The following is a 22472-nucleotide window of genomic DNA, read 5'->3' as shown; positions in this document are numbered from 1 at the left end:
ATCCTGACAGCAGCGCCCGGCGCCAAGTATCGGTTTCCAAAGGCCCTGTGGCCTTTGGTGGGGTGAGCCCGAGAGGGGCAAAGCCCCTCTCGGTCCCCTGAGCCATATCAGAGCGGCTTCTGCGCCTTCTCCAACAGCCGCCCAAAGAAGCCCGGCTTCTTCGCCGGGGCGGCGGGCTTCGTGGCCACGGCCTGCTCGCGCGCCTCGGCGGCGGCGCGCTTTTCCTTCTCGGTCAGCCACTTCTCCAGGCTCATGCCTGCCTTGGCGGCGCGCTTCGCCTCATAGGCGCGCTGCGCCTCGGTCATCTTCCGATCGCTCATGACGGGGGGTCCCACATACGTCGCCGGGTGAATGGCGCGCGCCGCGACTTCCGGCAAGGGGCTGTGCATGGCAGGGTCGGCGCCATGGAAGCGAAAGTGAAGGCCGGCATCTGGGTGTCCATGGCGATCCGCCTGTCGGACATGGCCGGCCGCCCGGCAGCGGTGCTGCGCAAGGGCGACCCGGATTCAGGCGGCATCCTCTGTGTGCTGCGGGGCAGGGAGGGCTGTATCGTCCTTGCCCAGGCCCGCGACGCCGAAGGCCGCCCCGCCTGGGTCCGCGGCACCGGTCCGGCCCCGGTCGAGGAAGACGCGGCCACTGCCTATGTCGATCGCCAGGTGAAGCGCGACCCCGACCTCTGGGTGCTGGAATTCGAAGCCCCCGACTTGGTGCCGCCCTTCGAGGCCCGGCTGATCTGACGCGGCGGCCCATCGAGAAAACCAAGGCATCTCCCCGCGGACAGTGGTAGGTTCCGTGTCGGCAACATTTCTCCATCCCCTGACCAAGGCCGGAAAGGAGCGGTGCCGATGACCACATACATCATGTTCGGGTCCTGGACCGACCAGGGCATCTCCGCCATCGCGGAATCCCCGCGCCGCTTGGATGCGGCGAAGGGCATGCTCACCGAGATGGGCGGCAAGATGCTCAGCTACTACATGACCATGGGCGAGTGCGACATGATCGCCATCTACGAAGCCCCCGACGACGCGGTCTCGGCCCGCTTTTCCCTGATGCTGGGCCGCATGGGCAATGTCCGGACCCGGACCGTGAAGGCGTTCCCCGAGGAAGCGGCGCGGCAGATCATCGCGTCGTTGCGATGAGGTGGCGGATGGATATCGGAAGGGGCTTTGCCCCTCCCGGACCCACCCCACCAAAGGCCACAGGGCCTTTGGAAACCATGACTTGGCGCTGGGCAGGGCGTGTGGTGCCGGACGTCGAAGTGCACTCTGGCATTCTCCTGGCGCTGCGCCTTCATGACCCTTGGTGCCCGGTACCAGGTAGCGGTTCCCAAAGACCCTGTGGCCTTTGGCGGGGAGAGAGCAGAGCCCATCTGTAATCACCAGCGCCCGGGAGTGCCCCTCCGGGCGTCGGATCATGCCGCAGCCGTCGCTGCGTCGGCCGCCTCGAGACTCCCGGCGATCGCCACGCGGTCCCGCCCGGCTTTCTTCGCGGCGTAGAGCGCCTGGTCGGCAGCGACCAGGGCGCCCTCGAATCCCGCCTGCGGCCGTTCCACCACCGCGACCCCGGCCGAAGTCGTGACCACCGCCCCGTCGCCCGCCGGGTGCGGCACGGACCGACGGATCTCGTCGCGCACGCGCTCGGCGAGAGCTGCCGCCTGCTCCGTCGTCATGCCGGGGCACAGCAGCGCGAATTCCTCGCCGCCGAGCCGCCCCGCGATGTCCGAGGCGCGCACATGCCGCCGCAGGGCCGCGGCCGCCCCACGCAGCACGGCGTCGCCAGCCGCGTGACCATGGCCGTCATTGATGCTCTTGAAGCGGTCCAGGTCGAACATCACCATCGCGGCCGTCTCGCCGCGCCGCTGGCAGGCCTGCAGCGCGGCGGCCGCCGCCGTGGAGAAGCCGCGCCGGTTTGCAAGTTCCGTCAGCGCGTCGGTCACCGAGGCCCGTTCCAGTGCCGTGAGCGCCGCACTGCGCTGGCGCATCAGCCGCAGCGCCAGGATCACGAGAAGTGGTACGCCGGCGTCGTACAGCAGCCAGAGCCAGGCGCCGTCATAGGTCGCCATCTGTTCGCCCGGGCTGAGTGCAGCATGGATATCGTTGAGCGTCAGAAGGCTTGCGGACAGCAGCAGGCCTATGGTGAGGCCCATCAGCAGCCTCGGCCTTTCCCCGCGATCCGCGTCGGTTCGCGCGTGCCACCACACGACCAGCACCGTGACCAGGCACAGCGTCACGATGCAGATGCGGGCCGTGACGAAGATGGTCTCAGTCTGGGTCATGGCCGTTCAGCGGTCGGTCAACCGCACCTCGATGCGCCGATTGCGTGCATAGGCGGTCGATGTTTCGCCTTCGTCAATCGGCTGCGTGTCGCCGAAGCTCGTCGCGGCCACGCGGTTGGCCGGCAGGCCCTCCGCGATCAGCAACTGAGCCACCGCGATGGCGCGCGCGGCGGCGAGTTCCCAGTTGCTCGCGAAGCGGGCGCTGCGGATTGGCGTGCGGTCCGCATGCCCGTCCACCCGCACCACCCAGGGGATCTCGGCCGGGATTCGGGGTGTGACTTCCAGCAGCACGCGCGCCAGGTCGCGCACCTGGGTCCGCCCGGCCTCGGACAACTCGGCCGAGGCCGGGGCGAACAGCACCTCGCCCTGGAAGACGAAGCGGTCGCCGACGATGCGCACCTCGGGCCGTTCGCCCAGCACCTGGCGGAGGCGGCCAAAGAAGTCCGACCGGAAGCGCTGCAATTCCTCGACCCGCGCGGCAAGCGCCGCGTTCAGCCGCTGGCCCAGCACGCTGATCTGCGCTTCCCGGTCGCGCCCCGCGGCTTCCTCCAGGTCCAACGCCGTGACCAGCCGCGCGATCTCGGCGCGCAGCGCCTGGATCTGTTGGGTCAGCAGGGCGACCTGCGCGCGGGCGCTGTCGGCGATGCGGGTCTGCTCGGCGGCGCGCGCCTCGGCGCTGCCGGCGCGGGCGGTGGCGTCGCCACTCTGGGCCACGGCCTGGTCACGCTGGGTCTGGGCTTCGGCGCGCAGGGCCTCGGCCTCGGCGCGGGCGCGCTCCGCGGCGGCGATGCGCGCGGCGGCCTGGCGTTCGGCCTCGGCCCGGGCCTGCTCTGCGGCCTGCTGCACGGTGGCAGCCTGGCGGGCGATGTCCTCGGCGCGTTGGCGCGCCTGTTCCGCCGCGGCGGCGCGGGTCACGGCGTCCCGCGCGGTGACTTCGGCTGAGCGTTGGGCGGTCTCGGCCGCAGTCGCGCGCTCTGCCGCCGCGCGCGCCGCGGTGTCTGATGTGCCGGCCCGGGCGATCGCGTCGCGCGCTGAAGCCTCCGCCGCGCGCTGGGCCTCTGCTGCCGCAGCGGCGCGCTGCGCGGCGGCCCGCGATTCCGCCTCCGACGCGCCGGCGCGCGCATTGGCGGCGGCGGCCAGGCGTTCCGCGGCCTCCCGCTGGCGCTGGGCCTCGTTGATCTCGGTGGCGGCGAGTGCGGCGGCCTGTTCGGCGGCGTGGCGGTTGCGTTCCTCCTCGGCGGCCCGCGCCAGCGCCGCTTGCGCCTGCCGCTCCAGTTCCTCGCGCAGTGCCGTCAGCGCCTGCACCTGCTGGTTCAACTGCGCGAGGTCCGCCAGCCGCGCCTGGATCGTCTGCCGGTCCGCGGTCACCTGCTGGTTCAGCCGTGCTGCCTCGACCCGCAGCGCCTCAAGCTGCTGCCGTGCCGCGGCAAGCTGCTCCGCCGTCTGCGCCGCCTGGCGTTCCAGCGCGGCGCGCTGCTCCTCGGTCTGCGCCAGGCCGCGCCGCGTTTCGGTCAGATCGCGCGCGGTCCGCGCTGCATCGCCGCCCACTGCCTCGGCCCGCGCCAACGCCTCGGCCAATTGCCGTTCCAGCGTCGTCACGCGTTCCTCGGTGCCGCGCGCGCCCATGCCCAGATCCGCCAGCCGCGCGGCCAGCCGTTCCTGCTCGCTGCGCGCGGTGTCGCGTTCAGTCGCGATCCGGTCCCGCTCCTCCCGCAACGTCCCGAACTGCCGCAGTGCATTGTCCCGCGCCGCCGCCGCCGTCGCGAGCTCCGCTGTCGCCCGCGCCAGCCCGCTGCGCAGTTCCTCTGCCTGGCCACGCTCCAGCGCCAGCATCTCGGCCAGTTCCGCGACCTGCCGGTTCAGCCGGTCCAGCGCCCGGTCGCGCGTGGACAGCGCCACCGACAGGAAGCCCTGCGCCAGCACGAAGACCAGCAGCACGAAGATGATGACCATGAGCAGCGTGGACAGCGCATCCACATAGCCCGGCCAGGCATCGAGGCCGCCACCGTTGCGGCGGCGGTTGGGGGAGCCGGCCACTACGCGGCTGACCGGGAAGGGTTTTGCCCCTCCCAGACCCTATCGGTGAGGGGGGCGAAGACTGCCCCGTCAACGCCGCTGTCGAGTTGGAGGGGCTTTGCCCCTCCAAGCCACCCCACCAAAGGCCACAGGGCCTTTGGAAACCGATACCTGGTGTTGGGCACGGCGGGCGCGGCGAAACGGGCGAGCCTACGCGGTGCCCAGCGCCCGGATTTCCCACGAACAGCGCGCGAAACGCGCCCCCCAGTGCCGGACCGCCCCCGATGCAGGGCACCAGGTATCGGTTTCCAAAGGCCCCGTGGCCTTTGGCGGGGAGGGGCAAAGCCCCTCCTCGGCGACACCGCCGCCACCCTCACCGCGGCGGCTCCTCCGCGATCGCCGCGATGGTCCGCGTCAGGATCTTGATCTCGTTGCGGATCTCGGACGTCGCCTGGTTCCGCCCCTGCGCCACTTCCTCGTTCAGCCGCGACAGCAGGATCTCGATGTTGCGGATATGCCCGCGCGTCGCTTCCTCAGTGGCGTTGCCTTCGCGCGTGTCGGCTATCTTCGCCAGCGCATTCGCGATCGTCGATTGCCCTTCCGCGACCCGCACCATCACCTGGTTGTTCGCGCGCATCTGCTCGGTCAGCACGGTCAGCCGCTCGGTCATGGTCATCATGGCCTGGGAGGTCTGCGCGCGCCCTTCCTCCCCCCGCTGCAGGATCGTCTGCAGCCCTTCGAGGTTCTCCGCCGTCTGTTCCAGCAGCGCGTTCACATAGGCCGGGATGCCGCCTTCGCCTTCCTGCCCCAGCACGCCCGAGGACAGCCGCGTCAGCCCCGCCAGCCATTCCTCCAGCTCATTGGTGAAGCGCGTCTGCGCCTGCCCGGCCGTGAGGTCCATGAACCCCAGCACCAGCGCCCCGGCGAGACCCAGCATCGACGACGAGAACGCCGTCCCCATGCCTTCCAGCGGCCGCGCCAGCCCGGTCTTGAGCTGGTTGAACATCTGGTTCAGGTCGCCCGAGCCCACCGACATGTTGCCGATGACATCCGCCACCGACGCGATGGTCAGCAACAGCCCCCAGAACGTCCCGAGCAGACCCAGGAAGATCAGCAGCCCCGTCATGTAGCGCGACAATTCACGCGTCTCGTCGAGCCGCGACACGATCCCGTCCATCACCGACCGCATCGCGATCGCCGACAGCGACACCCGTTCCGACCGCCGCGCCGACAGCATCGACGCCATCGGCGCCAGCAGCCGCGGCTGGACCCGCTCCTCCGCCCCGCGCACCGACCGGAAGCCCTCCAGCCAAGTGACCTCCACCCGCAGCGACAGCACCTGCCGCAGGTTCCACACCACGCCGAACAGCAGCACCGCGACGATCACGGCATTCAGCACCGGGTTCGCCTCGAAGGCATGGCGAAGCTGGCTGTAGAGCAGCGCCGTCACCAGCACCACACACAGCAGGAACCCCAGCATCCGCCACAGATAGACCACCGGCTGCGTCATCGGCCGCTCCGTGCCTCCGCATTCGGGCTTGCCACGCCGGGCGGCACCACGTCCACCGCATCCACCCCCGCGGGCAACCGCCCCAACGGGCGCAGATCGACCCGAGTCGCGTCCAGCCCCCCGGCCACCAGCGCCGCCTTCACCGCCTGCGCCCGCGCCAGCGACGCCCGTCGCGCCAGCGACACGTCATCCGCCGGCCCCGACACCTGCGCCTCGACCGTGATCCGCCCCGCCGGCAGCGCCGCGAACCGCGCCCCCAACGCGCGCAGCACACTCTCCACCGCCGGATCGAGCCGTTCCCCGCGCAGCCTCACCCGCACGATGCCATCCGACCCGGCCACCACCTCCGGCGGCAGCCCACCCGGCGGGGGCGGGGCAGGGGGCGGCACCATCGGCGCCCCCTGCGGCGCCAGCACCGCCGGCGCCGGAGGCGCAGGCGCCGGATCAGGCAACGTCGCCCCCTCCGGCACATCCTGCCCCCGCGCCGCCATGGCCGGCAGCACCAGTGCGACGATCAGCGCCCGGCGCCTCATCCCGCCACGCGCGCCTTCACCGCGGCGATCCCCTCGACCACCACTTCCCGCAACTTCGGCTGCAGCGTCTGGTTCCCCGCCACCACATTCCCCGCGGCATAGGGATCGCCCCCATCCGGGTCGGTCACAAAGCCGCCGGCCTCCTTCACCATCACCAGCCCGGCCGCGATGTCCCAGGGCTTCAGGTTCAGCTCCCAGAACCCCTCGTACCGGCCGGCCGCCACCCAGGCGAGGTCGAGCGCCGCCGCCCCGAACCGCCGCACGCCCGCCACCTGCGGCATCAGCCGATGCAGGATGGAGCTGAACTCCGCCTTCTTCGGCACGGCACCGAAGGGAATGCCCGTGGCGAACACCGCCTCCCGCATGTCCTTCCGCCCCGACACGCGCAGCCGCCGGTCGTTCAGGAAGGCCCCGACCCCCTTCTCCGCCCAGAACAGCTCGTCCGAGGCCGGGTTGTAGATCACCCCCGCCACGATCTCGGTCTTGTCGGCGGAAATCCGCTTCTCGATCCCCACCGACACCGCCCAGTGCGGAATGCCGTGCAGGAAGTTCGTCGTCCCATCCAGCGGATCGACCACCCACCGCCATTCCCAGTTGTCGTCGCCCGACGCGCCCGACTCCTCCATCAGGAAGGCGAAGTTCGGCCGCGCCTTGGACAACTCCTCCTTCAGGGTCTGCTCGGCCCGCAGATCGGCCGTGGACACGAAATCCGACGGACCCTTCACGCTGACCTGAAGCTGCTCGACCTCCCCGAAATCCCGCAGCAGCCGCTTGCCGGCCTTGCGAACGGCCGAAGTGACAACCTGCATCGCAGGGGACAAACGCGGGGACACGGGCGGCATGTTCGGATGACCTTGTGCGAAGGAAACAAAGAACGGGACGGCGAGGCCGCGTCGTAGCGGATGCGCGGTCGGGAGGCGAGGGCGCTTGCCCACCCATCCCCTGGCGATACGATCGCGCGAAACAGAACCGGGACCACCCGACGCATGCACAGCACCCTCAGCGTGGTGACGGCCATCGTGCTGCCCGCCGCCTTCACCCTGGCCGCCGCCCTGAACGGCGCCCCGCTGGATGAGGCCCTGGCCGGCTGGTTCGCCTTCTGGGCCGTCGGCGCCCGCCTGGCCGCGACGGGCCTGAACGACCTGCTCCGCCCCCGCTACACCACCGAAACCATCTTCCGCGTCACCGACCGCAAGGCCCGTGGCCTCACCCGCGAAATCGGCTTCCGCAACCTGGCCCTGGGGACGATCGGACTCGGCAGCCTGGCCTTCCCGGGCTGGGTGACACCCGCGGCCATCGGCGGCGCCGTACTCTACGCCCTGGCCGCGGCCGCCCACGCGATGGCACGGCAGCGGACCCCGGCACGGATGATAGCCATGGGCGCGGAACTGGCGGTCGCAGGAGTGCTGGTGGTGGGCGCGGTGTGGATGCAGATGGAGGCGTGACGGGCAGGGGGGGGCAACAGGGCAGGCGGCGCCGCCCCCTTGCACCGGACCCGCCCACGGCAGATGCAGGCATCTGCCATGGGAACCCCAAGCCCACCCGGGACCGTCCGCGGTCCCCGGACCCCGCGCGATTACTGAAGCACGGCAGGCGAGGGCCAGAGTTGGCCCTGCCCGGGCTTACTTCGCGCGTTCGTAGTAGGTCGAATCCGCCGTCTTCACGACGATCTTCTCGCCCGCCGTGATGAAGGGCGGGACCATGACCTTCACGCCATTGGACAGCACCGCCGGCTTGTAGCTGGACGACGCGGTCTGGCCCTTCACCACCGGATCGGCCTCCACCACCTCCAGCGTCACCTGCTCGGGCAGGTCCATGGAGACGGGCTCACCCTCGATGAGCTTGACGTTGACCGTCATGTTTTCCTGCAGATAGGGCAGGCGATCGCCCAGGATGTCCTGCGGAACCATCGTCTGTTCGAAGGATTCCGGGTCCATCAGCACCAGGTTGTTGCCGTCGGCGTAGGAGTAGGTGAACTCCTTGTCCTCGGTCGTCAGGCGCTCGACCGTGTCGGCGGTGCGCCAGCGCTGGTCCTTCTTCGCACCCGTCTTGACGTTGCGCATCTCCACCTGGATGACCGCCGCGCCCTTCCCCGGGATCATGATGTTCTGCTTGAGGATGGTGTAGCGAGCCCCTTCGAACTCGATGACCATGCCGGCACGCATCTGGTTGGCTTGCATCTTTGCCATGAGAGTCTCGCCTATCGTGAGTCAGGAGGCCGAAAGATTGGAGCGCCGGCATCTACACTTGGACGCAGGAGCGAGGCAACCACGGAGGTAGGATGACACCGAGGACAGGATGGGTAAGGTAAACGCTTTGGGGTGTATGGTGCGTACGTGTGAATCTCATTCGTTCGAGCGTTGAGTGAACGCATATTTGAAGATCGCTGAGGACGTTCTAAAGGACACCGGGCGGCCGATGTCGGCTCGCGAAATTTTGGATTTCGCGTACGAATTCTACCGAGTTCCAAATCATCTCTACGGAAAGACTCAGCACCGCACATTGCAGGCGCGAATTAGTGTTGACATAATAGAGCGCGGCGCAAAAAGTAGATTTCTGCGCGTTGGTCCCGGTATGTTTTTCCTTAGGCCCTTGAGTGAGGGTTTATTTTCAAGTTCTGCTAAAATAAAAGAGTATTTCGCGAGAAGAAGGATAAGAGATTATTCATTTATAGAGATTTTTTTCTGCGATGACGTAGATAATTATATGGAGGACGGAAGAATATTATTACGAAGTGAAAGTATTTCGATATTTGATCGTATTTTTTCCAACGATGTCCAATTTGATCGGTATAAAGATATATTGAAGAGGGAACGATCGTCCATTTTTGCCGTCCTAACGATAATTCAGGCGGGCGATATGACTCTCGTGCATAAAATTGGCAAATTTGACGGAAGAAAAATTGGTTTATTCGGGTTTAGTAGTATCGGATTTCAGTTTTTGCTCGGATATGACGACTTTGATTTATTCCACGATCGACTAGAAAGTGTCGAGAATTGCGCTGTTCGGGGGGCTTGGCTGGAACTGGGTTTGCCTAGGACGCGGCTTTCTAAAGATGTTGTCGGTCACGATGCAAGATTATTGGGACTATTTTGGTCTCGTCGGCGCTCTATCGAGCCCAGTGCCATCGTGGCGGTCGTTAGGTACCGCATTCGCCCCGAAGACAATGCGTTCCGTCGTGCACTGTCCTTTGCGGGAATGCGTTGGATGACCCGGCAAGGAGTCGCTCTTGCCGCCCCGCGTTTCGATCCGTGGTCCAAGGCGATTTGGTCTAATAGGGCGCTAGTTCGCGATCTTGGTTTTGGTCGAGGCAATCAGCGTCTGGATGAAGTCTGATGCCAACCGCGCGCGACAGGATAGAAAGGAGCACCTTGTTAAGTTCAATTGAAGAAAAATATATAGAACTTCAATTGAGAAGCTCAGATACGCGGAATCAACGAGAGGCATTGAAACTTCTTTGTGATCAATATCAGCGAGGGAGGCGCTTCTCGGATACTAGATTTATCGCGCCTATTGTTACGCATTTGCTGTTTAGCAGAGACACCGACGTTGAGCGGTGGGCTATCAAGGCGGTAGCGGAGATGAAAGAGCCTCATTCGCATCTCGAGGCCATCTTGACTAAAATCAGGGGTGGGACAAAGGATTTAGAGAACCTTGCCTGGCTTTTCGGAGCCTTGATATCGATCGCAGATAAGAGGGTCATCGATGAAATAGTCGGAGAAGGGAGAATCCCTTTAGAAGGCCCGAATCTCGTAATGACTAGGATGTTTCCGCATTCTAGATTTAAGACGGAACAAAGAATTCAGCCCATTAATATATCATCATCTGATGATATAACATTGAAGTTAATGTGCCTTCTATATCGATTTGGACGACTAGATAGATCAATCGTAAGAGGAAGAAGGGACGTAAAGAAGGTCATGTCTGATCTAACTGGGCATGATTCCGAAATAGTGGTGCAATATGCGGTGTGATCATTTCTCGAAAGAGATGATGCTTCTATCAGGGATATTGATTTTTCGATGGATGAGATCGATAAGAAGAGTGAAGATACGCGAGCGTATACTTTTCAGCTCGCGATGCGACAGCCGCAATATCTGACTGATCCAGTTGAGTTTGTGGAAAGAGGGTCACTTGATGCTTATAGCGTGGCGCGCGAAGGGCTCGCGTTGGGGGTTGTGCCGTTCTGGACGGAAGGGATCTCTCCAATCCTCCTCAAATGGTGGTCGAGCGAGAGGGTGCCGGCAGTTAAGGCCAGTCTCGTAGAGCACTTTTCCCGATTCTCGGATCGGTCGAGCGACTACAAAGGGCTTGCTCTGGAGGCTTACCGATCCAGCGGACGTGACGATGCCTTGCGCGCGCAGATCGAGATCGCTTCCGGAGGTACAACTTTGTATGCAGAACTCCAAAGATACAAACGGTCGGAACGGGAGAGGGAGATTCTCCCTGGGCTCGCTGGAGGGGCAACTGGAATGGCAGCCGTAAGCATCAATTCGGGCGGTGGACCAATTACGATCGGTCAGCTCGGCGACCATGGCACCAACTTTGGGGAACTGAAGACCCTGGTCGCTACCAAAGCCCCAGAAGGCGATCAGATCTCTGAAATCCTGAAGAAGACGATTGCCGATCTTGAAGGCATTCCTCCAGACGTGCGCGAGGAGGTAAGCCGATCGATCAAGGCAGAAGTCGTTGAGCGGAAGCCCGGATTTGTTTCGAGGATCGGGGCGAATCTTCGTCGCATAGCTGGTGTGGGAGCCAATATGGGCGCAACTGCTGAGAAACTCGTCGCCTTGGCTGAACTCTGGGATCGAATTCAGTAAGTAGCAATCTAGCGCGCAGCCAACGGGCTCATTCCCCCCGAACATTGGGCTTGTGGAAATAGGGTTAAAATCCTACAAACTAGCCCCATGCGCCCCCACCCCTTCCACCCCCTGACCGACCCCGAATTCACCTACCTCGCCACCCACCTCCCCACAGCCACCGCCCCGCGCAGGGGCCGCCGCCCCGCCGACCTCCGCCGCACCCTCGATGCCATCTTCTGGGTCGCCTGTTCCTCCGGCCCCTGGAAGGACCTGCCCGAGGAATACGGCCGTCCCGGCACCGCCTCCCGCCAGCTTCGCCGCTGGGCGCGCTCCGGCGACATGGACCGCCTCCTCGCCCTTGTCGCCGCCGCGACGCCCGAGGATACCATTCCCAACGCCCTCGCCTGGCGCATCTGCCGCGCCTGGCGCCGGGTCAGCCGCATCGTCCCGCTCTCCAGCCTGATGCGCGCCAAGGATCTCGGCTTGCGAGCGGCCTTGCCGGCCCCGCCGAACTTCCTGCCCAATCCGAATTTGTCCAAAACAGCACAAGCTCTCGTGATCGCGGCCCTGCAAACCCCGGCCGCCCACCCGCCCGGCACCTTCAACCGCCTGGGCAAACTCCTGCTCGATGCCGGTGGCCGCCCCCGCCACTGGCGCCTGCGCTGACCATGCCGGCGCGCGCCAAGACTCACGGCGGGGTCCGGGGTAACACGGTTACCCCGGCGGGCTTGGGCCCCCATGGCAGATGCTCGCATCTGACATGGGCGCCGGTGTCGGGGGCGGCGCCCCCGACAACACCCTCACCCTGCATGGACACCACCCCTTCGCAGGCGCACCCTGCCGCCCGTCCAAGACAGCAAGGCGTCCACCCCCGGCGTGTCCTCATCCACCTCCGCGCATCAGCCGCCGCCGCAGCGCATTCTCGTCGGTATTCTCTTCATCTGCCTGGCGGGGGCCTTGTTCTCCGTGATGACCGGCAGTGCGAAGTATCTCGCCACCCACTACTCCTCCCTGCAGATCTCCTGGGCGAGGGCCTTCGGCCACATCCTCTTCCTCCTCGCCGCCTTCCTGCCCCGGCATGGCCTCAAGGTCCTGCGCACGGCGCGGCCTGTCACGCAGCTCGCGCGCTCGGCGTTGCTCTTCACCTCCAACCTCGCGACCTTCTTCGCGCTGGCCTTCATCCCGCTCGCCAAGGCGGCGTCGATCAGCCTGACGGCGCCGCTGATCGTCACCATGCTGGCCGGCCCGATGCTCGGCGAACGCACGACCCTGCCGAGGGTCATCGCCCTGCTCTGCGGCTTCGCCGGCGTGCTGCTGGTGATCCGGCCGGGGAGTGCGGTGTTCCACTGGGCGGCGCTGGTCGTGCTGGTCAGCGCGACCTCCTATGCCGTCTATCAGATCCTCACCCGCAAGGTGGCCGGCGTCGAAAGCCCCGAGACCTCGGCCTTCTACAGCAGTGTCGTCGGCGCCTTCGGCATGCTGCTGGTGATGCCTTTCGTCTGGATCACGCCGCATGGCTGGCTGGATATCCTGCTGTTCTGCGGGGTGGGGGTGCTGGGGGCGCTCGGGCATTACTGCATCGCGATCGCCTTCGGCTTCGGGCCGGCGAACATCCTCTCGCCCTTCCAGTACTTCCAGCTTCTGTCCTCGGTGACGGTCGGCTTCTTGGCCTTCGGGGAGGTCCCGGACGCCTTCACCTGGATCGGCGCCGCGGTGATCGTCGCCAGCGGCATCTTCATCGGCCTCAACCAGGCCCGCCGCCCGAAGGGGGGCTGACGCATGACCGGTTCACCCTCGTGCACCGACCATGCTCTCCCGATTCAGACCTTCCGTGCGTGCGCGCCTTCGGTCCGCACGCTCAGGACGCGCCGATGGGCCGCTTCCCCCCGCCGTGTGGCAACTCCCGCACGAAGGTCGGGATGGCGAGCCCCGGCACCCGCCCGCGCAGCGCCCGCAGCAGGACGAGCCCTTCGTCATCCGGCACGGCAAACCGCGCCGTCCCCGGCGCGGGGTCCAGCGCATGCAGGTAATACGGCTTCACCCGGGCGCGGAGCATCGCCCGGAACAGGTCTTCCAGCGCCTGCACGCTGTCGTTCACCCCGCGCAGCAGCACGGATTGCCCGAGCAGCGGCGTCCCGTTCCGCGCCAGCCTCTCCAGCGCCGCGACGGCGGCGGGCGCGAATTCCCGCGCGTGGTTGGCGTGAACGGCCATGAAGACCGGCTTGCCCACATCCAGCGCGGCGAGCAGCGCCGCATCCACCCGCGACGGTTCCGCGACCGGCACGCGGGTATGGATGCGCAGCGTGTCGATATGCGGCACCGCCGCCAGCCGCCGCAGGATGGCGCCGAGCCGGCGCGGGCTCAGCATCAGCGGGTCGCCGCCGGTCAGCACCGCCTCGCGCACCGCTGGCGTGGCTTCGAACCAGGCGAGCGCCGCGTCCAGCTCCGCTTCGGTCAGCAGCCCGCCATCGGGGCCCACGACCTCGCGGCGGAAGCAGAAGCGGCAATACACCGGGCAGGCGAGCAGCGGCTTCAGCAGCGCCCGGTCCGGATACCGGTGCACCACACCCTTGACCGGGGTGAAGGGGGCGTCGGCGGTGGGGTCCTCGACCTCATGCGGCGCGGTCACCAGTTCCGCCGCGTCGGGGATGTATTGCCGCGCGATGGGGTCTTCCGCGTCGGCGCGGTCGATCAGCCCGGCGACATGGTCGGTGACCGAGATCGCGAAGCGTTCGGCGACGCGCGCGGCGTCGGCTTCGGCGCCGGGGCGCAGCAGCCCGGCCTCGCGCAGCGCGCTTGGTGTCCGAAGGGTCCGTCCCTGGCGTGTCGTGTCACCGTCCGGCATGGTCGCCGGCCCCTACCGGAAGCACCAGGCGCGCACAATGGCGAAACCCGAATGGCACCCCGAACGCCTGGCCGCGCGGCTGCCTTTCCTCGATCGCCGGGCGGCGCTGACCGCCGCGACCCGCGCCTTCTTCACCGCCCGCGGCTATCGCGAGGTCGAAACCCCCTGCCTGGTCCCCGCACCGGGTGCCGAGGTCCATATCCGCGCCTTCGAAACCCGCTTCGATCCGCATATCGGGGCAGGGGAGGGACGCCCGCTCTGGCTGCGCACCTCGCCCGAACTCGCGATCAAGAAGCTGCTCGCCGGCGGGTGCGGCCCGGTCTTCGAACTGGCGCGGGTGTGGCGCAATGGGGAGGTCTCCGCCCGCCACGCCCCCGAATTCACCATGCTGGAATGGTATCGGCCGGGCCTCACCTTCGCCGGCCTGATGGACGAGACCGAGGCCTTCATCCGCGCCGTCTGCCCCCCGGTGGTGGAACACGCCGGGGTGCGCACCGACCTGACCCAACCCTTCGAGCACCTGACCATGCAGGACGCCTTCGCCCGCCACTGCAACGGGCTGGACCTGCTGGCGACCGAGGGCAACACGGCGCGCCTGCACGCCGCCGCCGCGTCCGCCGGCCTGCCCCCGCGCCCGGACGAAAGCTGGGAGGACCTGTTCTTCCGCCTGCTGCTGGAACGGGTGGAACCTGCGATCGGCCGCGACCGCGCGACCTTCCTGACGCATTGGCCCGCGCCCCAGGCGGCGCTCGCGCGGCGCGACCCTGCCGACCCGCGCGCCGCGTTGCGCTTCGAGCTTTTCATCGCCGGCATCGAACTGGCGAACGCCTTCGACGAACTGACGGACCCCGCCGAACAGCGCCTCCGCTTCGCCGAAGCCAATGCCGAACGCCGCCGCATCACCGGCGCGCATGGCTGGGATGTGGACGAGGATTTCCTTGCGGCTTTGGAACAGGGCCTGCCCCCGACAGCGGGCATTGCGTTGGGCTTCGACCGGCTCGCCATGCTGGCTTCGGGTGCGAGGCGGATTGAGGACGTATTGTGGCTGACCGTCACTTGACCCGTCGCGGGTGCGTCGCGTCTAAAGGCCCCCGATGTCGATCGGATCCAGACGCAGCCGGGAACGCCGGCGCCGTACCGGGCAACTCGCCCTGCGGGTGGCCAAATGGCTGTTCGTGCTCGCGATTTTCGTGGGCCTCGGCTTCTGGTCGTACCAGGGCGGCCTCGACCTCGCGCGGTCCGAGGTCACGGTGCTCGAGGAGCGGCTGGAACGCCTGTCCGCCGACACCCGCACCACCTATGCCCGCAACACCCAACTCGAAGGCGAACTGCGCCAGGCGCGCGAGGACAATGTCGCGCTCCAGCGCCGCTATGACCGCGACGTGCCGAAGGGCGATGCCGCGCAGCTTTTCGCCCTGGCCCAGGCCCGCATCGCCGCCGGCGTGCCGCGCCCGCGCATCGAGCAGATCATGCGCGACGCCGGTCCGGTGCGCCAATGCGACGGCCGCCCGACCAGCCGACGCTTCGCCGTCGCCTACGGCCCCCGCGTGCCGGAGAATGCCGGCATCGACCTCCTCGACGGCCTGGTCCGCGTCGTGATGAGCGCGCCGAACCAGACCGACGACCTGGCCCGCGCCGCGACCGTCGTCGTCACCGTCTTCGGCCAGGAGCCGGTGACCCTGACCGGCCTGCCGCAGCGCGTGGCGGTGACGCTGGGCAATGCCGAGCTGACCCTGAACGTGACCTCCGAGATCCGCGGCTTCGGGACCGCGGCGATCTCGACCTGCGGCTGATGCGCGCGCTGTTCGCCCTGCCGATCCTGCTCGCCGCCTGCGCGGGAGAGGATCGCGCGACCGTCGCGCAGGGCCAGCAGATCGCCGAGACCCGCTGCGGCGCCTGCCACGCCACCGGCCGCACCGGCACCAGCCCGCGGGCGGGCGCGCCGGCCTTTCGCGACCTGCACAGCCGCTATCCGGTGGACAACCTCGCGGAATCCCTTGCCGAGGGCATCGTCACGGGCCACCCGGAAATGCCCGAGCAATCCTTCAGCGCGGAGGAAGTGACCGCGCTGGTCGCCTACCTGAAGAGTCTGGAGCGGCCGGCGCAGTAGCGGCTGCTGGGAAAAGGCTGGCCCATTTCGCCGCTGTTGGTTGGAGAGGGGCCCTGCCCCTCTCCAAGCCTCTCCCCGCCAAAGGCCGAAAGGCCTTTGGAAACCTCCACTTGGCGCCGTGCGTCGCTGCCGGAATGGCGCCGAAAGCTGCTCATGTGCACGAAAGGCGCTTGGATGGGCCGGCAAGGACGCTGCGCCCAGCGCCAGAAGATTGCGTTCCAAATGCTCCAGGCACACCCATGGGCGTAGCGAAGCAATGTCAATGGGACCCCGGTGGTGGGGTGGTTTGGAGGGGCAAAGCCCCTCCAATTCTTCGCGCGTGGATAGGGCGCCTAAACCCCCAACTCCGCGAGCAGGATCGCCTCCACCTCCGTCCCTTCCGGCGCGGCGGGCGCGTGTGGCGCGCGCAGCACCAGCGCATCCGCTCGGGCGAGGGTGGCGAGCATCGACGAATCCTGCTTCGCCGCCGGCGTCACCAGCAGCCGGCCATGCGCATCGACCGATGCCGTGGCGCGCAGGTAGTCCGCGCGGCGGTCGTTCTGCCGCAGCGCCTCGGTGGTGAAGGCGCGGCGCGTCGGCGGGGCGGCGCCGGGCAGGCCGGACAGCTTCTCGATGGCCGGGATCAGGAACAGCACGCTGCACACCAGGGCGGAGACGGGGTTGCCCGGCAGCCCCAGCACCGGCGTCCGGCCGAGCCGCCCCCAGATCAGCGGCTTGCCCGGCCGCATGGCGATCTTCCAGAAGCCGAGCTCGAAGCCCTGCTCGCCGAGGGCGCTCTGGATCAGGTCATGCTCGCCGACGCTCGCGCCACCGGTCGTGACCAGCAGATCGAAGGCGTGGGCGGTGGTGGCGACCTCGGCGATGGCGTTGCGGTCGTCGGGGGCGATGGGCAGGACCAGCGGCTCACCGCCGGCGCCGCGCACCATCGCGGCCAGCGCGTGGGCGTTCGACGACACGATGCCACCCTGCGGGATGGGGTCGCCGGGCAGGGCGATCTCGTCGCCGGTCGCGAGGATGCCGATGCGCGGGCGGCGGTGCACCGCGAGCCAGGGATTGTTCGATGCGGCGGCGAGGCCGATGTCGCGCGGCGTCAGCCGTCGACCGGCGGGCAGCAGCGCGTCGCCCTCGGCGAAGTCGAGGCCGCGTCGGCGGATGTGCTGGCCGGCCCGCACCGCCTCGTTCACGCGCACCGATCCGTCGGCGGCGGTCGCGTCCTCCTGCAACAGGATGCCATCCGCGCCGGCGGGGATGAAGCCGCCGGTGAAGATGCGCACCGCCTCGCCGGGCCGGAGCAGGCCGGCGAAGGGCCGGCCGGCGGGGGCGGATCCCGTCACGGCGAGGCTCGCGCCTTCCACCGCGTCCGCCGCATGCACGGCATAGCCGTCCATGGCCGAGACATCCGCCGGCGGCTGGGTGAGCCGCGCGATGACGGGCCGCGCCAGGACGCGCCGCGCGGCCTCGGGCAGCGAGACGGTCTCGGCGGCGGTGGGCGTCAGCGCGGCGAGGATGCGCGCGCGCGCCTCGTCGACGGGCAGGAGGTCACTCGCCACGGAATTCGCCCGACTTGCCGCCGGCCTTGTGGACCAGGCGGATATCCTCGATGCGCATGCCGCGATCGACGGCCTTGACCATGTCGTAGACGGTCAGCGCGGCGACGGTGACGGCGGTCAGCGCCTCCATCTCGACGCCCGTTCGGCCGGACAGCTTCACCGTCGCTTCAATGGCCACGGCGTTGTCGCCCTCGGGTTCCAGGTCGACGGTGACCTTGGACAGCATCAGCGGGTGACAGAGCGGGATCAGCTCGGAGGTCTTCTTCGCGGCCATGATGCCGGCGATGCGCGCGACGCCGAGCACGTCGCCCTTGCCCGCACGGCCCTCGCGGATCAAAGCGAGGGTCGCGGGTTCCATGACGATGCGACCACGGGCGGTCGCGGTGCGGGCGGTCTCGTCCTTGGCCGAGACATCCACCATCGCGGCCCGGCCGGCCGCGTCGAAATGGGTCAGCGCCACGGGGCCGCGCTCAGCGCGCGTCCACCAGGGCGCGGGCGGCGGCGGTCACGTCGTCCTGGCGCATCAGATGCTCGCCGACCAGGATGCAATGCGCGCCGGCCATGGCCATGCGACGGACATCGGCCGGGGTGCGGATGCCGCTCTCGGCGACGGGCAGCTTGTCGGCCGGGACCAGGGGGGCGAGGTCCTCGGTCGTCGCGATGTTGGTCTGCAGCGTGCGCAGGTCGCGGTTGTTGATGCCGACCAGGCGCGTTTCGAGCGCCATGGCGCGATCAAGCTCGCGCCGGTCATGCACCTCGGCCAGCACGGCCATGTCGAGGGAGCGGGCGATGTCTTCCAGCTCATGCGCGCGCTCATCCGTCAGCGCGGCCATGATCAGCAGGATGGCGTCCGCACCCATGGCCCGGGCCTCGAAGACCTGCCAGGGATGGATCATGAAGTCCTTGCGCAGCACGGGCAGGGAACAGGCCGCGCGGGCGGCCTCGAGGTGCTCCCGCGCGCCCTGGAAGTACGGGCCGTCCGTCAGGATCGACAGGCAGGCGGCGCCGCCCGCCTCATAGGCCTTGGCCAGCGCCGGCGGGTCGAAGGGATCGCGGATCAGCCCGCCGGAGGGCGAGGCGCGCTTGATCTCGGCGATCAGGCCGGTGCGGCCCTCGCCGATGCGGGTGCACAGCGCGCCGATGAAGTCGCGCAGCTTCGGCGCATTGGCGGCGGCCTTCTCGATCTCGGATTGCGAGGTGGCCTCCATACGTTCGGCCACCTCCTTCTCCTTGTCGGCGAGGATGCGGACGAGCACGTCGGGGACCGAGGCGGTATCCGCCTGGGCGGTCAGGATGGTGGGCGCGTTCATGCGGCAGCGTCCTTGGGGGGGCAGGCGGCGCGAAGGCGGGTGAGGACACCCTGCGCGGCGCCGGAATCGATGGAATGGGCGGCGATGGCGGCCCCTTGGCGAAGATCGGCGGCTTTGCCGGCAACGATCAGGGCGGCGGCCGCATTCAGCAGCACGACGTCCCGATATGGGCCGCGGGCCCCCTGAAGCAAGGCTTCGAGGGCGGCCGCGTTATAGGCGGGGTCGCCACCCTTCACCGCCTCGGTTGGCGCGCGGGGCAGGCCGGCATCCTCGGGGGCCACGGTGAATTCGCGGAAGGAACCATCGGCTTCGAGCGAGACCACCTGGCTCTCGCCGGCCAGCGTCAGCTCGTCGAGGCCCTGGCCGTGGACCAGCCAGGCGCGCTCGGTGCCGAGCCGGGACAGGGTCTCGGCCATGGGGCGCAGCCATTCGGGCGAGAAGACCCCGGTCATCTGGCGCTTCACCCGGGCCGGGTTCGCCATGGGGCCGAGCAGGTTGAATATGGTCCGCGTGCCGAGCTCGACGCGCGGCCCTGCGGCATGGCGCATCGAGGCGTGGTGGCGCGGCGCCATGAGGAAGACCATGCCGGCCTCGGCCAGCACGGAAGGCAGGCGGTCGATCGGCACGTCGAGCGAAATGCCGAGCGTCGAGATCGCATCCGCCGCGCCGGATTTGGACGACAGGTTGCGGTTGCCGTGCTTGGCGACCGGCACGCCGCAGCCGGCGACGACCATGGCCGCCGCGGTCGAGATGTTCAGCGATCCCGAACCGTCGCCGCCGGTGCCGACGATGTCCATGGCATCCGCAGGGGCTTCGATGCCGGTCATGCGGGCGCGCATGGCGCGGACGGCGCCGGTCAGCTCCGCGACCGTCTCCCCGCGCACGCGCATGGCCATCAGCAGGCCGGCGATCTGCGCAGGGGTGGCCTCGCCCCCCATGATGATGCCGAAGGCCTCCTCGGCTTCGGATTCCGCGAGGCGCTCGGCATTGGCCAGGCGCGCGAGGATGGGTTTGAGGGACATCGGCTCAGGCCGCGGCCGGAGCCGCGACCCGGGCGCCGGCCAGCATCAGGAAGTTCCGCAGCAGGTCATGGCCATGGGCGGAGGCGATGCTCTCCGGATGGAACTGCACGCCCGAGATGGGCAGCGTCTTATGCTTCAGGCCCATGATGATGCCGTCCTCGGTCCAGGCGGTGGGTTCGAGGCAGTCCGGCAACGTCGCGCGGTCCACGATCAGCGAATGGTAGCGCGTGGCCGCAAACGGCGAGGGGATGCCGGCGAAGACGTCCGCGCCCTTGTGGTGCACCTGCCACACTTTGCCATGAACCGGCTCCGGCGCACGGATCACATCGCCGCCGAAGGCCTGGCCGATCGCCTGGTGACCGAGGCAGACGCCGAGGACCGGCAGCTTCACCTCGGCGGCCAGGTCGATCAGCGGCAGGCAGATGCCGGCCTCGTTGGGCGTGCAGGGTCCGGGGGACAGGACGACCGCGTCGGGCTTCATGGCGAGCACGCCCTGCGGGTCGATGGCGTCGTTCCGCCGCACCTCCACGCTCGCCCCCAGGTCACCCAGGAAGTGGAAGAGGTTGAAGGTGAAGCTGTCGTAGTTGTCGATCAGGAGGATCATGGCAGCCGATCCTTGGACCGGAGGGCGGGGGGAATCAAGGCCGCTGGGCAGGCGGTGTGGCATTGCTGCCGCGCGCAATCCGCTCGTGGATGGCGGCGCGGCCGCAGGCGGCACGGCGCTTCCCGTGCATGGGGGTGGTTCGCGGCGCCCACGCAAGCTGGTATCGCCCAGGCCTGACGACGATGCCATGCAGGGGATGTGGGCGATGATGAGGGCGGAACGGGACACGGTGGCCGGAAGACAGCGCGCATGATGGTCGCACTGGACGTGATGCCCTGGGCGGCGCCTGCGCTGCTGACGCTGTTGGTGGGCACCGGGGTGATCCTGCGGCGTGGGCGGCATGCGCGGGCGGCGTCGGTCGTCCTGGGCGCGGCGGCGGTGCTGGCCGCGGCATGGGTGCTCTCCTCCGTGGTGATGGCGCTGCGCGCCGTCGCATGACGGATGGCGCCGTGCTTGCCGCCGCGCTGGTCGCGGGGCTGGCCGGGCTGGCGCGCGGCTTTTCCGGCTTCGGCGCGGCGCTGATCTTCATCCCGCTGGCGAGCGCGCTGGTCGGGCCGCGGGTCGCGGCGCCGTTGCTGCTGGTGGTGGACAACATCCTGGCCGCCCCGCTGATCCCGGCGGCGTGGCGGCGGGCGTCGCGGCGGGAGGTCGCGACGCTCGCGGCCGGCGCGCTGGTGGGTGCGCCCCTCGGCGGCTGGGTGCTGCTGCATGGGGATCCGATCGCGCTGCGTTGGGGGATGAGCGGGCTGGCGCTCGCGATGCTGGGGTTGCTGGTTTCGGGCTGGCGGTATCGTGGGCGGCCTTCCGCCGCAGCGTCGCTGGGCGTGGGGGCGGCGGCGGGGCTGTTCTCCGGTGCCGCGCAGATGGGCGGGCCGCCGGTCGTGGCGTATTGGCTCGGCGGCGCCATCCCGGCGCAGCGGGTGCGCGCGAACATCGTGCTGTTCTTCGCGGTGAGCGGGGCGATCAGCGGCGTGGTCTATCTGGCGGGCGGGCTGCTGGACCAGGAAGTGCTGCGGCTGTCGCTGCTGGTCGGGCCGGCCTATGGGCTCGGGTTGTGGGGCGGCAGCCGGCTGTTCGGGCTGGCGAGCGACAAGGCGTTCCGGGGGATCTGCTTCCTGCTGATCGCGGTCGCAGCGGTGCTGGGGGCGCCGGTGTGGGGGTGAGGGGGGTTGGAGAGGGGCGCCGCCCCTCTCCAAACCTCTCCCCGCCAAGTGCTTGGAGCACTTGGAACGCAGGAACCTGGCGCTGGGCAGACAGGGCATGCCGTCGCCCTCAAAGCGACTTGCGGGCGCCAATGCGGGTTTCGACGCCTTTTCTGCCAATGGCGCACAGCGCCAGGTATCGGTTTCCAAAGGCCCTGTGGCCTTTGGTGGGGTGGTTTGGAGGGGCAAAGCCCCTCCAACGGCAACAGCGGAAGAATGAGAGCCGTCGTGCCCTACGGCCCCACGATCCCGAACAGCCGCGGGTCCCATTCGACCCGCACCGGATCGGTCACCGCGATCCGCGCCGCGGCCGGATGGGCAGGGTTGACCAGGTAGTTCGGTTCCTCCGGCACGATGGCCGAGGGCACGCGCAGCACCGCTGTCCGGCCGGAGACGGCCCATTCCGTGCCGGCCGCCATCGCCGCCGGGCTGTCGATCTCGCGCCAGCCTTCGGGCAGCGGGGAAAGCTCCTCGATCGCCACGGTGTCGGGGATGATCGCGGCCACGGCGTCGCGCGGCGCGGCCATGTCGCCGCCCTGGACCAGGACTTCCAGCATCGACAGGGCCTTGCTCGATGCCGCGTAGATCACGGGCACGCCGACCGCGTTCCAGCGGCCGCCGACCATCGCGGCGCCGATGCCCGACCACACCGGATGCGCTGCGCGCGCGATCCGCACGACGCGCAGGGGCACG

The 22472-nt window shown here is 68.4% G+C and carries 26 protein-coding genes; 12 read left to right on the top strand and 14 right to left on the bottom strand.

Annotated elements, in window-relative coordinates:
• Positions 1 to 107: 107 nt before the first annotated feature.
• Positions 108 to 320 carry a hypothetical protein gene (locus KPL78_RS18800; RefSeq protein ID WP_255569178.1) on the bottom strand — a complete coding sequence of 71 codons (213 nt, stop codon included), beginning with the start codon at positions 318 to 320 and terminating at the stop codon, positions 108 to 110.
• Between the two features lie 84 nt (positions 321 to 404).
• Between KPL78_RS18800 and KPL78_RS18795 the strand changes: the two genes are divergently transcribed.
• Positions 405 to 737: a DUF1491 family protein gene (locus KPL78_RS18795; RefSeq protein ID WP_219764510.1), complete on the top strand. Its 333-nt coding sequence runs from the start codon at positions 405 to 407 to the stop codon at positions 735 to 737.
• Between the two features lie 108 nt (positions 738 to 845).
• Positions 846 to 1139, top strand: coding sequence for a GYD domain-containing protein (locus KPL78_RS18790; protein ID WP_219764509.1), 294 nt, complete (start codon positions 846 to 848; stop codon positions 1137 to 1139).
• A 272-nt stretch (positions 1140 to 1411) separates the two neighbouring features.
• On the opposite strand, the gene KPL78_RS18785 is transcribed toward KPL78_RS18790, so the two are convergent.
• The 5 genes from KPL78_RS18785 to KPL78_RS18765 form a co-directional block, all read right to left on the bottom strand.
• Positions 1412 to 2275, bottom strand: a complete 864-nt coding sequence (locus KPL78_RS18785) for a GGDEF domain-containing protein (protein ID WP_219764508.1) — start codon at positions 2273 to 2275, stop codon at positions 1412 to 1414.
• Between the two features lie 6 nt (positions 2276 to 2281).
• The gene (locus tag KPL78_RS18780; protein WP_219764507.1) at positions 2282 to 4312 is read right to left on the bottom strand and encodes a peptidoglycan -binding protein; all 2031 of its coding nucleotides are present in this window, start codon (positions 4310 to 4312) and stop codon (positions 2282 to 2284) included.
• A gap of 352 nt (positions 4313 to 4664) precedes the next feature.
• Positions 4665 to 5801 (bottom strand): flagellar motor protein MotA, encoded by a 1137-nt coding sequence (locus KPL78_RS18775; RefSeq protein WP_219764506.1) that lies wholly within the window; start codon positions 5799 to 5801, stop codon positions 4665 to 4667.
• Positions 5798 to 6334, bottom strand: a complete 537-nt coding sequence (locus KPL78_RS18770; protein ID WP_219764505.1) for an OmpA family protein — start codon at positions 6332 to 6334, stop codon at positions 5798 to 5800. The genes KPL78_RS18775 and KPL78_RS18770 overlap by 4 nt, the downstream gene beginning before the upstream one ends.
• Positions 6331 to 7176, bottom strand: coding sequence for an inositol monophosphatase family protein (locus tag KPL78_RS18765; RefSeq protein ID WP_219764504.1), 846 nt, complete (start codon positions 7174 to 7176; stop codon positions 6331 to 6333). The genes KPL78_RS18770 and KPL78_RS18765 overlap by 4 nt, the downstream gene beginning before the upstream one ends.
• A 144-nt stretch (positions 7177 to 7320) precedes the next feature.
• Between KPL78_RS18765 and KPL78_RS18760 the strand changes: the two genes are divergently transcribed.
• On the top strand, positions 7321 to 7779 hold the full coding sequence (locus tag KPL78_RS18760) for a hypothetical protein (RefSeq protein WP_219764503.1): 459 nt from the start codon (positions 7321 to 7323) through the stop codon (positions 7777 to 7779).
• A gap of 177 nt (positions 7780 to 7956) precedes the next feature.
• Here the strand turns inward: KPL78_RS18760 and efp are convergent, their stop codons facing one another.
• Positions 7957 to 8523, bottom strand: coding sequence for an elongation factor P (gene efp, locus KPL78_RS18755; RefSeq protein ID WP_219764502.1), 567 nt, complete (start codon positions 8521 to 8523; stop codon positions 7957 to 7959).
• A gap of 187 nt (positions 8524 to 8710) precedes the next feature.
• Between efp and KPL78_RS18750 the strand changes: the two genes are divergently transcribed.
• The 4 genes from KPL78_RS18750 to KPL78_RS18735 all read left to right on the top strand — a co-directional run bounded on the left by KPL78_RS18750 (position 8711) and on the right by KPL78_RS18735 (position 12912).
• On the top strand, positions 8711 to 9670 hold the full coding sequence (locus tag KPL78_RS18750) for a winged helix-turn-helix domain-containing protein (protein ID WP_219764501.1): 960 nt from the start codon (positions 8711 to 8713) through the stop codon (positions 9668 to 9670).
• Positions 9671 to 10356: 686 nt separating this feature from the next.
• On the top strand, positions 10357 to 11154 hold the full coding sequence (locus KPL78_RS18745) for a hypothetical protein (protein ID WP_219764500.1): 798 nt from the start codon (positions 10357 to 10359) through the stop codon (positions 11152 to 11154).
• Positions 11155 to 11241: 87 nt separating this feature from the next.
• Entirely contained in the window at positions 11242 to 11802 is a 561-nt protein-coding gene (locus KPL78_RS18740) for a transposase (protein WP_219764499.1), read from the top strand.
• A 210-nt stretch (positions 11803 to 12012) separates the two neighbouring features.
• Complete coding sequence (locus KPL78_RS18735; protein ID WP_219764498.1) at positions 12013 to 12912, top strand: DMT family transporter; 900 nt, start codon at positions 12013 to 12015, stop codon at positions 12910 to 12912.
• Between the two features lie 82 nt (positions 12913 to 12994).
• Here KPL78_RS18735 and KPL78_RS18730 read toward each other — a convergent pair whose 3' ends face one another.
• Positions 12995 to 13981 (bottom strand): lysine-2,3-aminomutase-like protein, encoded by a 987-nt coding sequence (locus KPL78_RS18730; RefSeq protein ID WP_219764497.1) that lies wholly within the window; start codon positions 13979 to 13981, stop codon positions 12995 to 12997.
• A gap of 37 nt (positions 13982 to 14018) precedes the next feature.
• Between KPL78_RS18730 and epmA the strand changes: the two genes are divergently transcribed.
• The 3 genes from epmA to KPL78_RS18715 are packed head-to-tail and all read left to right on the top strand — an operon-like array spanning position 14019 to position 16091.
• Complete coding sequence (gene epmA / locus KPL78_RS18725; RefSeq protein ID WP_219764496.1) at positions 14019 to 15041, top strand: EF-P lysine aminoacylase EpmA; 1023 nt, start codon at positions 14019 to 14021, stop codon at positions 15039 to 15041.
• Between the two features lie 34 nt (positions 15042 to 15075).
• Positions 15076 to 15774 (top strand): hypothetical protein, encoded by a 699-nt coding sequence (locus tag KPL78_RS18720; protein ID WP_219764495.1) that lies wholly within the window; start codon positions 15076 to 15078, stop codon positions 15772 to 15774.
• Positions 15774 to 16091, top strand: a complete 318-nt coding sequence (locus KPL78_RS18715) for a c-type cytochrome (RefSeq protein ID WP_219764494.1) — start codon at positions 15774 to 15776, stop codon at positions 16089 to 16091. The genes KPL78_RS18720 and KPL78_RS18715 overlap by 1 nt, the downstream gene beginning before the upstream one ends.
• 332 nt (positions 16092 to 16423) lie before the next feature.
• Here KPL78_RS18715 and KPL78_RS18710 read toward each other — a convergent pair whose 3' ends face one another.
• The 5 genes from KPL78_RS18710 to KPL78_RS18690 are packed head-to-tail and all read right to left on the bottom strand — an operon-like array spanning position 16424 to position 20577.
• On the bottom strand, positions 16424 to 17641 hold the full coding sequence (locus KPL78_RS18710) for a molybdopterin molybdotransferase MoeA (protein WP_219764493.1): 1218 nt from the start codon (positions 17639 to 17641) through the stop codon (positions 16424 to 16426).
• On the bottom strand, positions 17631 to 18101 hold the full coding sequence (gene moaC / locus KPL78_RS18705) for a cyclic pyranopterin monophosphate synthase MoaC (RefSeq protein ID WP_369412778.1): 471 nt from the start codon (positions 18099 to 18101) through the stop codon (positions 17631 to 17633). The genes KPL78_RS18710 and moaC overlap by 11 nt, the downstream gene beginning before the upstream one ends.
• A 10-nt stretch (positions 18102 to 18111) precedes the next feature.
• The gene (gene trpC / locus KPL78_RS18700; RefSeq protein ID WP_219764492.1) at positions 18112 to 18951 is read right to left on the bottom strand and encodes an indole-3-glycerol phosphate synthase TrpC; all 840 of its coding nucleotides are present in this window, start codon (positions 18949 to 18951) and stop codon (positions 18112 to 18114) included.
• On the bottom strand, positions 18948 to 19973 hold the full coding sequence (gene trpD / locus KPL78_RS18695) for an anthranilate phosphoribosyltransferase (RefSeq protein ID WP_219764491.1): 1026 nt from the start codon (positions 19971 to 19973) through the stop codon (positions 18948 to 18950). The genes trpC and trpD overlap by 4 nt, the downstream gene beginning before the upstream one ends.
• A 4-nt stretch (positions 19974 to 19977) precedes the next feature.
• Positions 19978 to 20577, bottom strand: a complete 600-nt coding sequence (locus tag KPL78_RS18690; RefSeq protein ID WP_219764490.1) for an anthranilate synthase component II — start codon at positions 20575 to 20577, stop codon at positions 19978 to 19980.
• Between the two features lie 249 nt (positions 20578 to 20826).
• Here KPL78_RS18690 and KPL78_RS18685 point away from each other — a divergent pair, with 249 nt between their 5' ends.
• Both KPL78_RS18685 and KPL78_RS18680 read left to right on the top strand, forming a co-directional pair.
• Positions 20827 to 21015: a hypothetical protein gene (locus KPL78_RS18685; protein ID WP_219764489.1), complete on the top strand. Its 189-nt coding sequence runs from the start codon at positions 20827 to 20829 to the stop codon at positions 21013 to 21015.
• Positions 21012 to 21740: a sulfite exporter TauE/SafE family protein gene (locus KPL78_RS18680; RefSeq protein WP_219764488.1), complete on the top strand. Its 729-nt coding sequence runs from the start codon at positions 21012 to 21014 to the stop codon at positions 21738 to 21740. Before KPL78_RS18685 ends, KPL78_RS18680 begins: the two co-directional genes overlap by 4 nt.
• 272 nt (positions 21741 to 22012) lie before the next feature.
• Here the strand turns inward: KPL78_RS18680 and KPL78_RS18675 are convergent, their stop codons facing one another.
• On the bottom strand, positions 22013 to 22471 hold the full coding sequence (locus tag KPL78_RS18675) for an RES family NAD+ phosphorylase (RefSeq protein WP_219764487.1): 459 nt from the start codon (positions 22469 to 22471) through the stop codon (positions 22013 to 22015).
• Position 22472 lies beyond the last annotated feature (1 nt).

It is taken from the genome of Roseomonas alba (genome assembly GCF_019430885.1).
In the GTDB taxonomy this organism is placed as follows: Bacteria; Pseudomonadota; Alphaproteobacteria; order Acetobacterales; family Acetobacteraceae; genus Neoroseomonas; species Neoroseomonas alba.
The sequence above is the reverse complement of the archived record's forward strand: the minus strand, read 5'-3'. Positions and strand labels throughout refer to the sequence as shown.

What these genes read in the sequence shown, in the direction of transcription:
- KPL78_RS18800 (WP_255569178.1), bottom strand. Translation starts at nt 320, where the DNA reads ATGAGCGATCGGAAGATGACCGAGGCGCAGCGCGCCTATGAGGCGAAG.
- KPL78_RS18795 (WP_219764510.1), top strand. Translation starts at nt 405, where the DNA reads ATGGAAGCGAAAGTGAAGGCCGGCATCTGGGTGTCCATGGCGATCCGC.
- KPL78_RS18790 (WP_219764509.1), top strand. Translation starts at nt 846, where the DNA reads ATGACCACATACATCATGTTCGGGTCCTGGACCGACCAGGGCATCTCC.
- KPL78_RS18785 (WP_219764508.1), bottom strand. Translation starts at nt 2,275, where the DNA reads ATGACCCAGACTGAGACCATCTTCGTCACGGCCCGCATCTGCATCGTG.
- KPL78_RS18775 (WP_219764506.1), bottom strand. Translation starts at nt 5,801, where the DNA reads ATGACGCAGCCGGTGGTCTATCTGTGGCGGATGCTGGGGTTCCTGCTG.
- KPL78_RS18770 (WP_219764505.1), bottom strand. Translation starts at nt 6,334, where the DNA reads ATGAGGCGCCGGGCGCTGATCGTCGCACTGGTGCTGCCGGCCATGGCG.
- KPL78_RS18765 (WP_219764504.1), bottom strand. Translation starts at nt 7,176, where the DNA reads ATGCCGCCCGTGTCCCCGCGTTTGTCCCCTGCGATGCAGGTTGTCACT.
- KPL78_RS18760 (WP_219764503.1), top strand. Translation starts at nt 7,321, where the DNA reads ATGCACAGCACCCTCAGCGTGGTGACGGCCATCGTGCTGCCCGCCGCC.
- efp (WP_219764502.1), bottom strand. Translation starts at nt 8,523, where the DNA reads ATGGCAAAGATGCAAGCCAACCAGATGCGTGCCGGCATGGTCATCGAG.
- KPL78_RS18745 (WP_219764500.1), top strand. Translation starts at nt 10,357, where the DNA reads ATGGATGAGATCGATAAGAAGAGTGAAGATACGCGAGCGTATACTTTT.
- KPL78_RS18740 (WP_219764499.1), top strand. Translation starts at nt 11,242, where the DNA reads ATGCGCCCCCACCCCTTCCACCCCCTGACCGACCCCGAATTCACCTAC.
- KPL78_RS18730 (WP_219764497.1), bottom strand. Translation starts at nt 13,981, where the DNA reads ATGCCGGACGGTGACACGACACGCCAGGGACGGACCCTTCGGACACCA.
- epmA (WP_219764496.1), top strand. Translation starts at nt 14,019, where the DNA reads ATGGCGAAACCCGAATGGCACCCCGAACGCCTGGCCGCGCGGCTGCCT.
- KPL78_RS18720 (WP_219764495.1), top strand. Translation starts at nt 15,076, where the DNA reads ATGTCGATCGGATCCAGACGCAGCCGGGAACGCCGGCGCCGTACCGGG.
- KPL78_RS18715 (WP_219764494.1), top strand. Translation starts at nt 15,774, where the DNA reads ATGCGCGCGCTGTTCGCCCTGCCGATCCTGCTCGCCGCCTGCGCGGGA.
- trpC (WP_219764492.1), bottom strand. Translation starts at nt 18,951, where the DNA reads ATGAACGCGCCCACCATCCTGACCGCCCAGGCGGATACCGCCTCGGTC.
- trpD (WP_219764491.1), bottom strand. Translation starts at nt 19,973, where the DNA reads ATGTCCCTCAAACCCATCCTCGCGCGCCTGGCCAATGCCGAGCGCCTC.
- KPL78_RS18690 (WP_219764490.1), bottom strand. Translation starts at nt 20,577, where the DNA reads ATGATCCTCCTGATCGACAACTACGACAGCTTCACCTTCAACCTCTTC.
- KPL78_RS18685 (WP_219764489.1), top strand. Translation starts at nt 20,827, where the DNA reads ATGATGGTCGCACTGGACGTGATGCCCTGGGCGGCGCCTGCGCTGCTG.
- KPL78_RS18680 (WP_219764488.1), top strand. Translation starts at nt 21,012, where the DNA reads ATGACGGATGGCGCCGTGCTTGCCGCCGCGCTGGTCGCGGGGCTGGCC.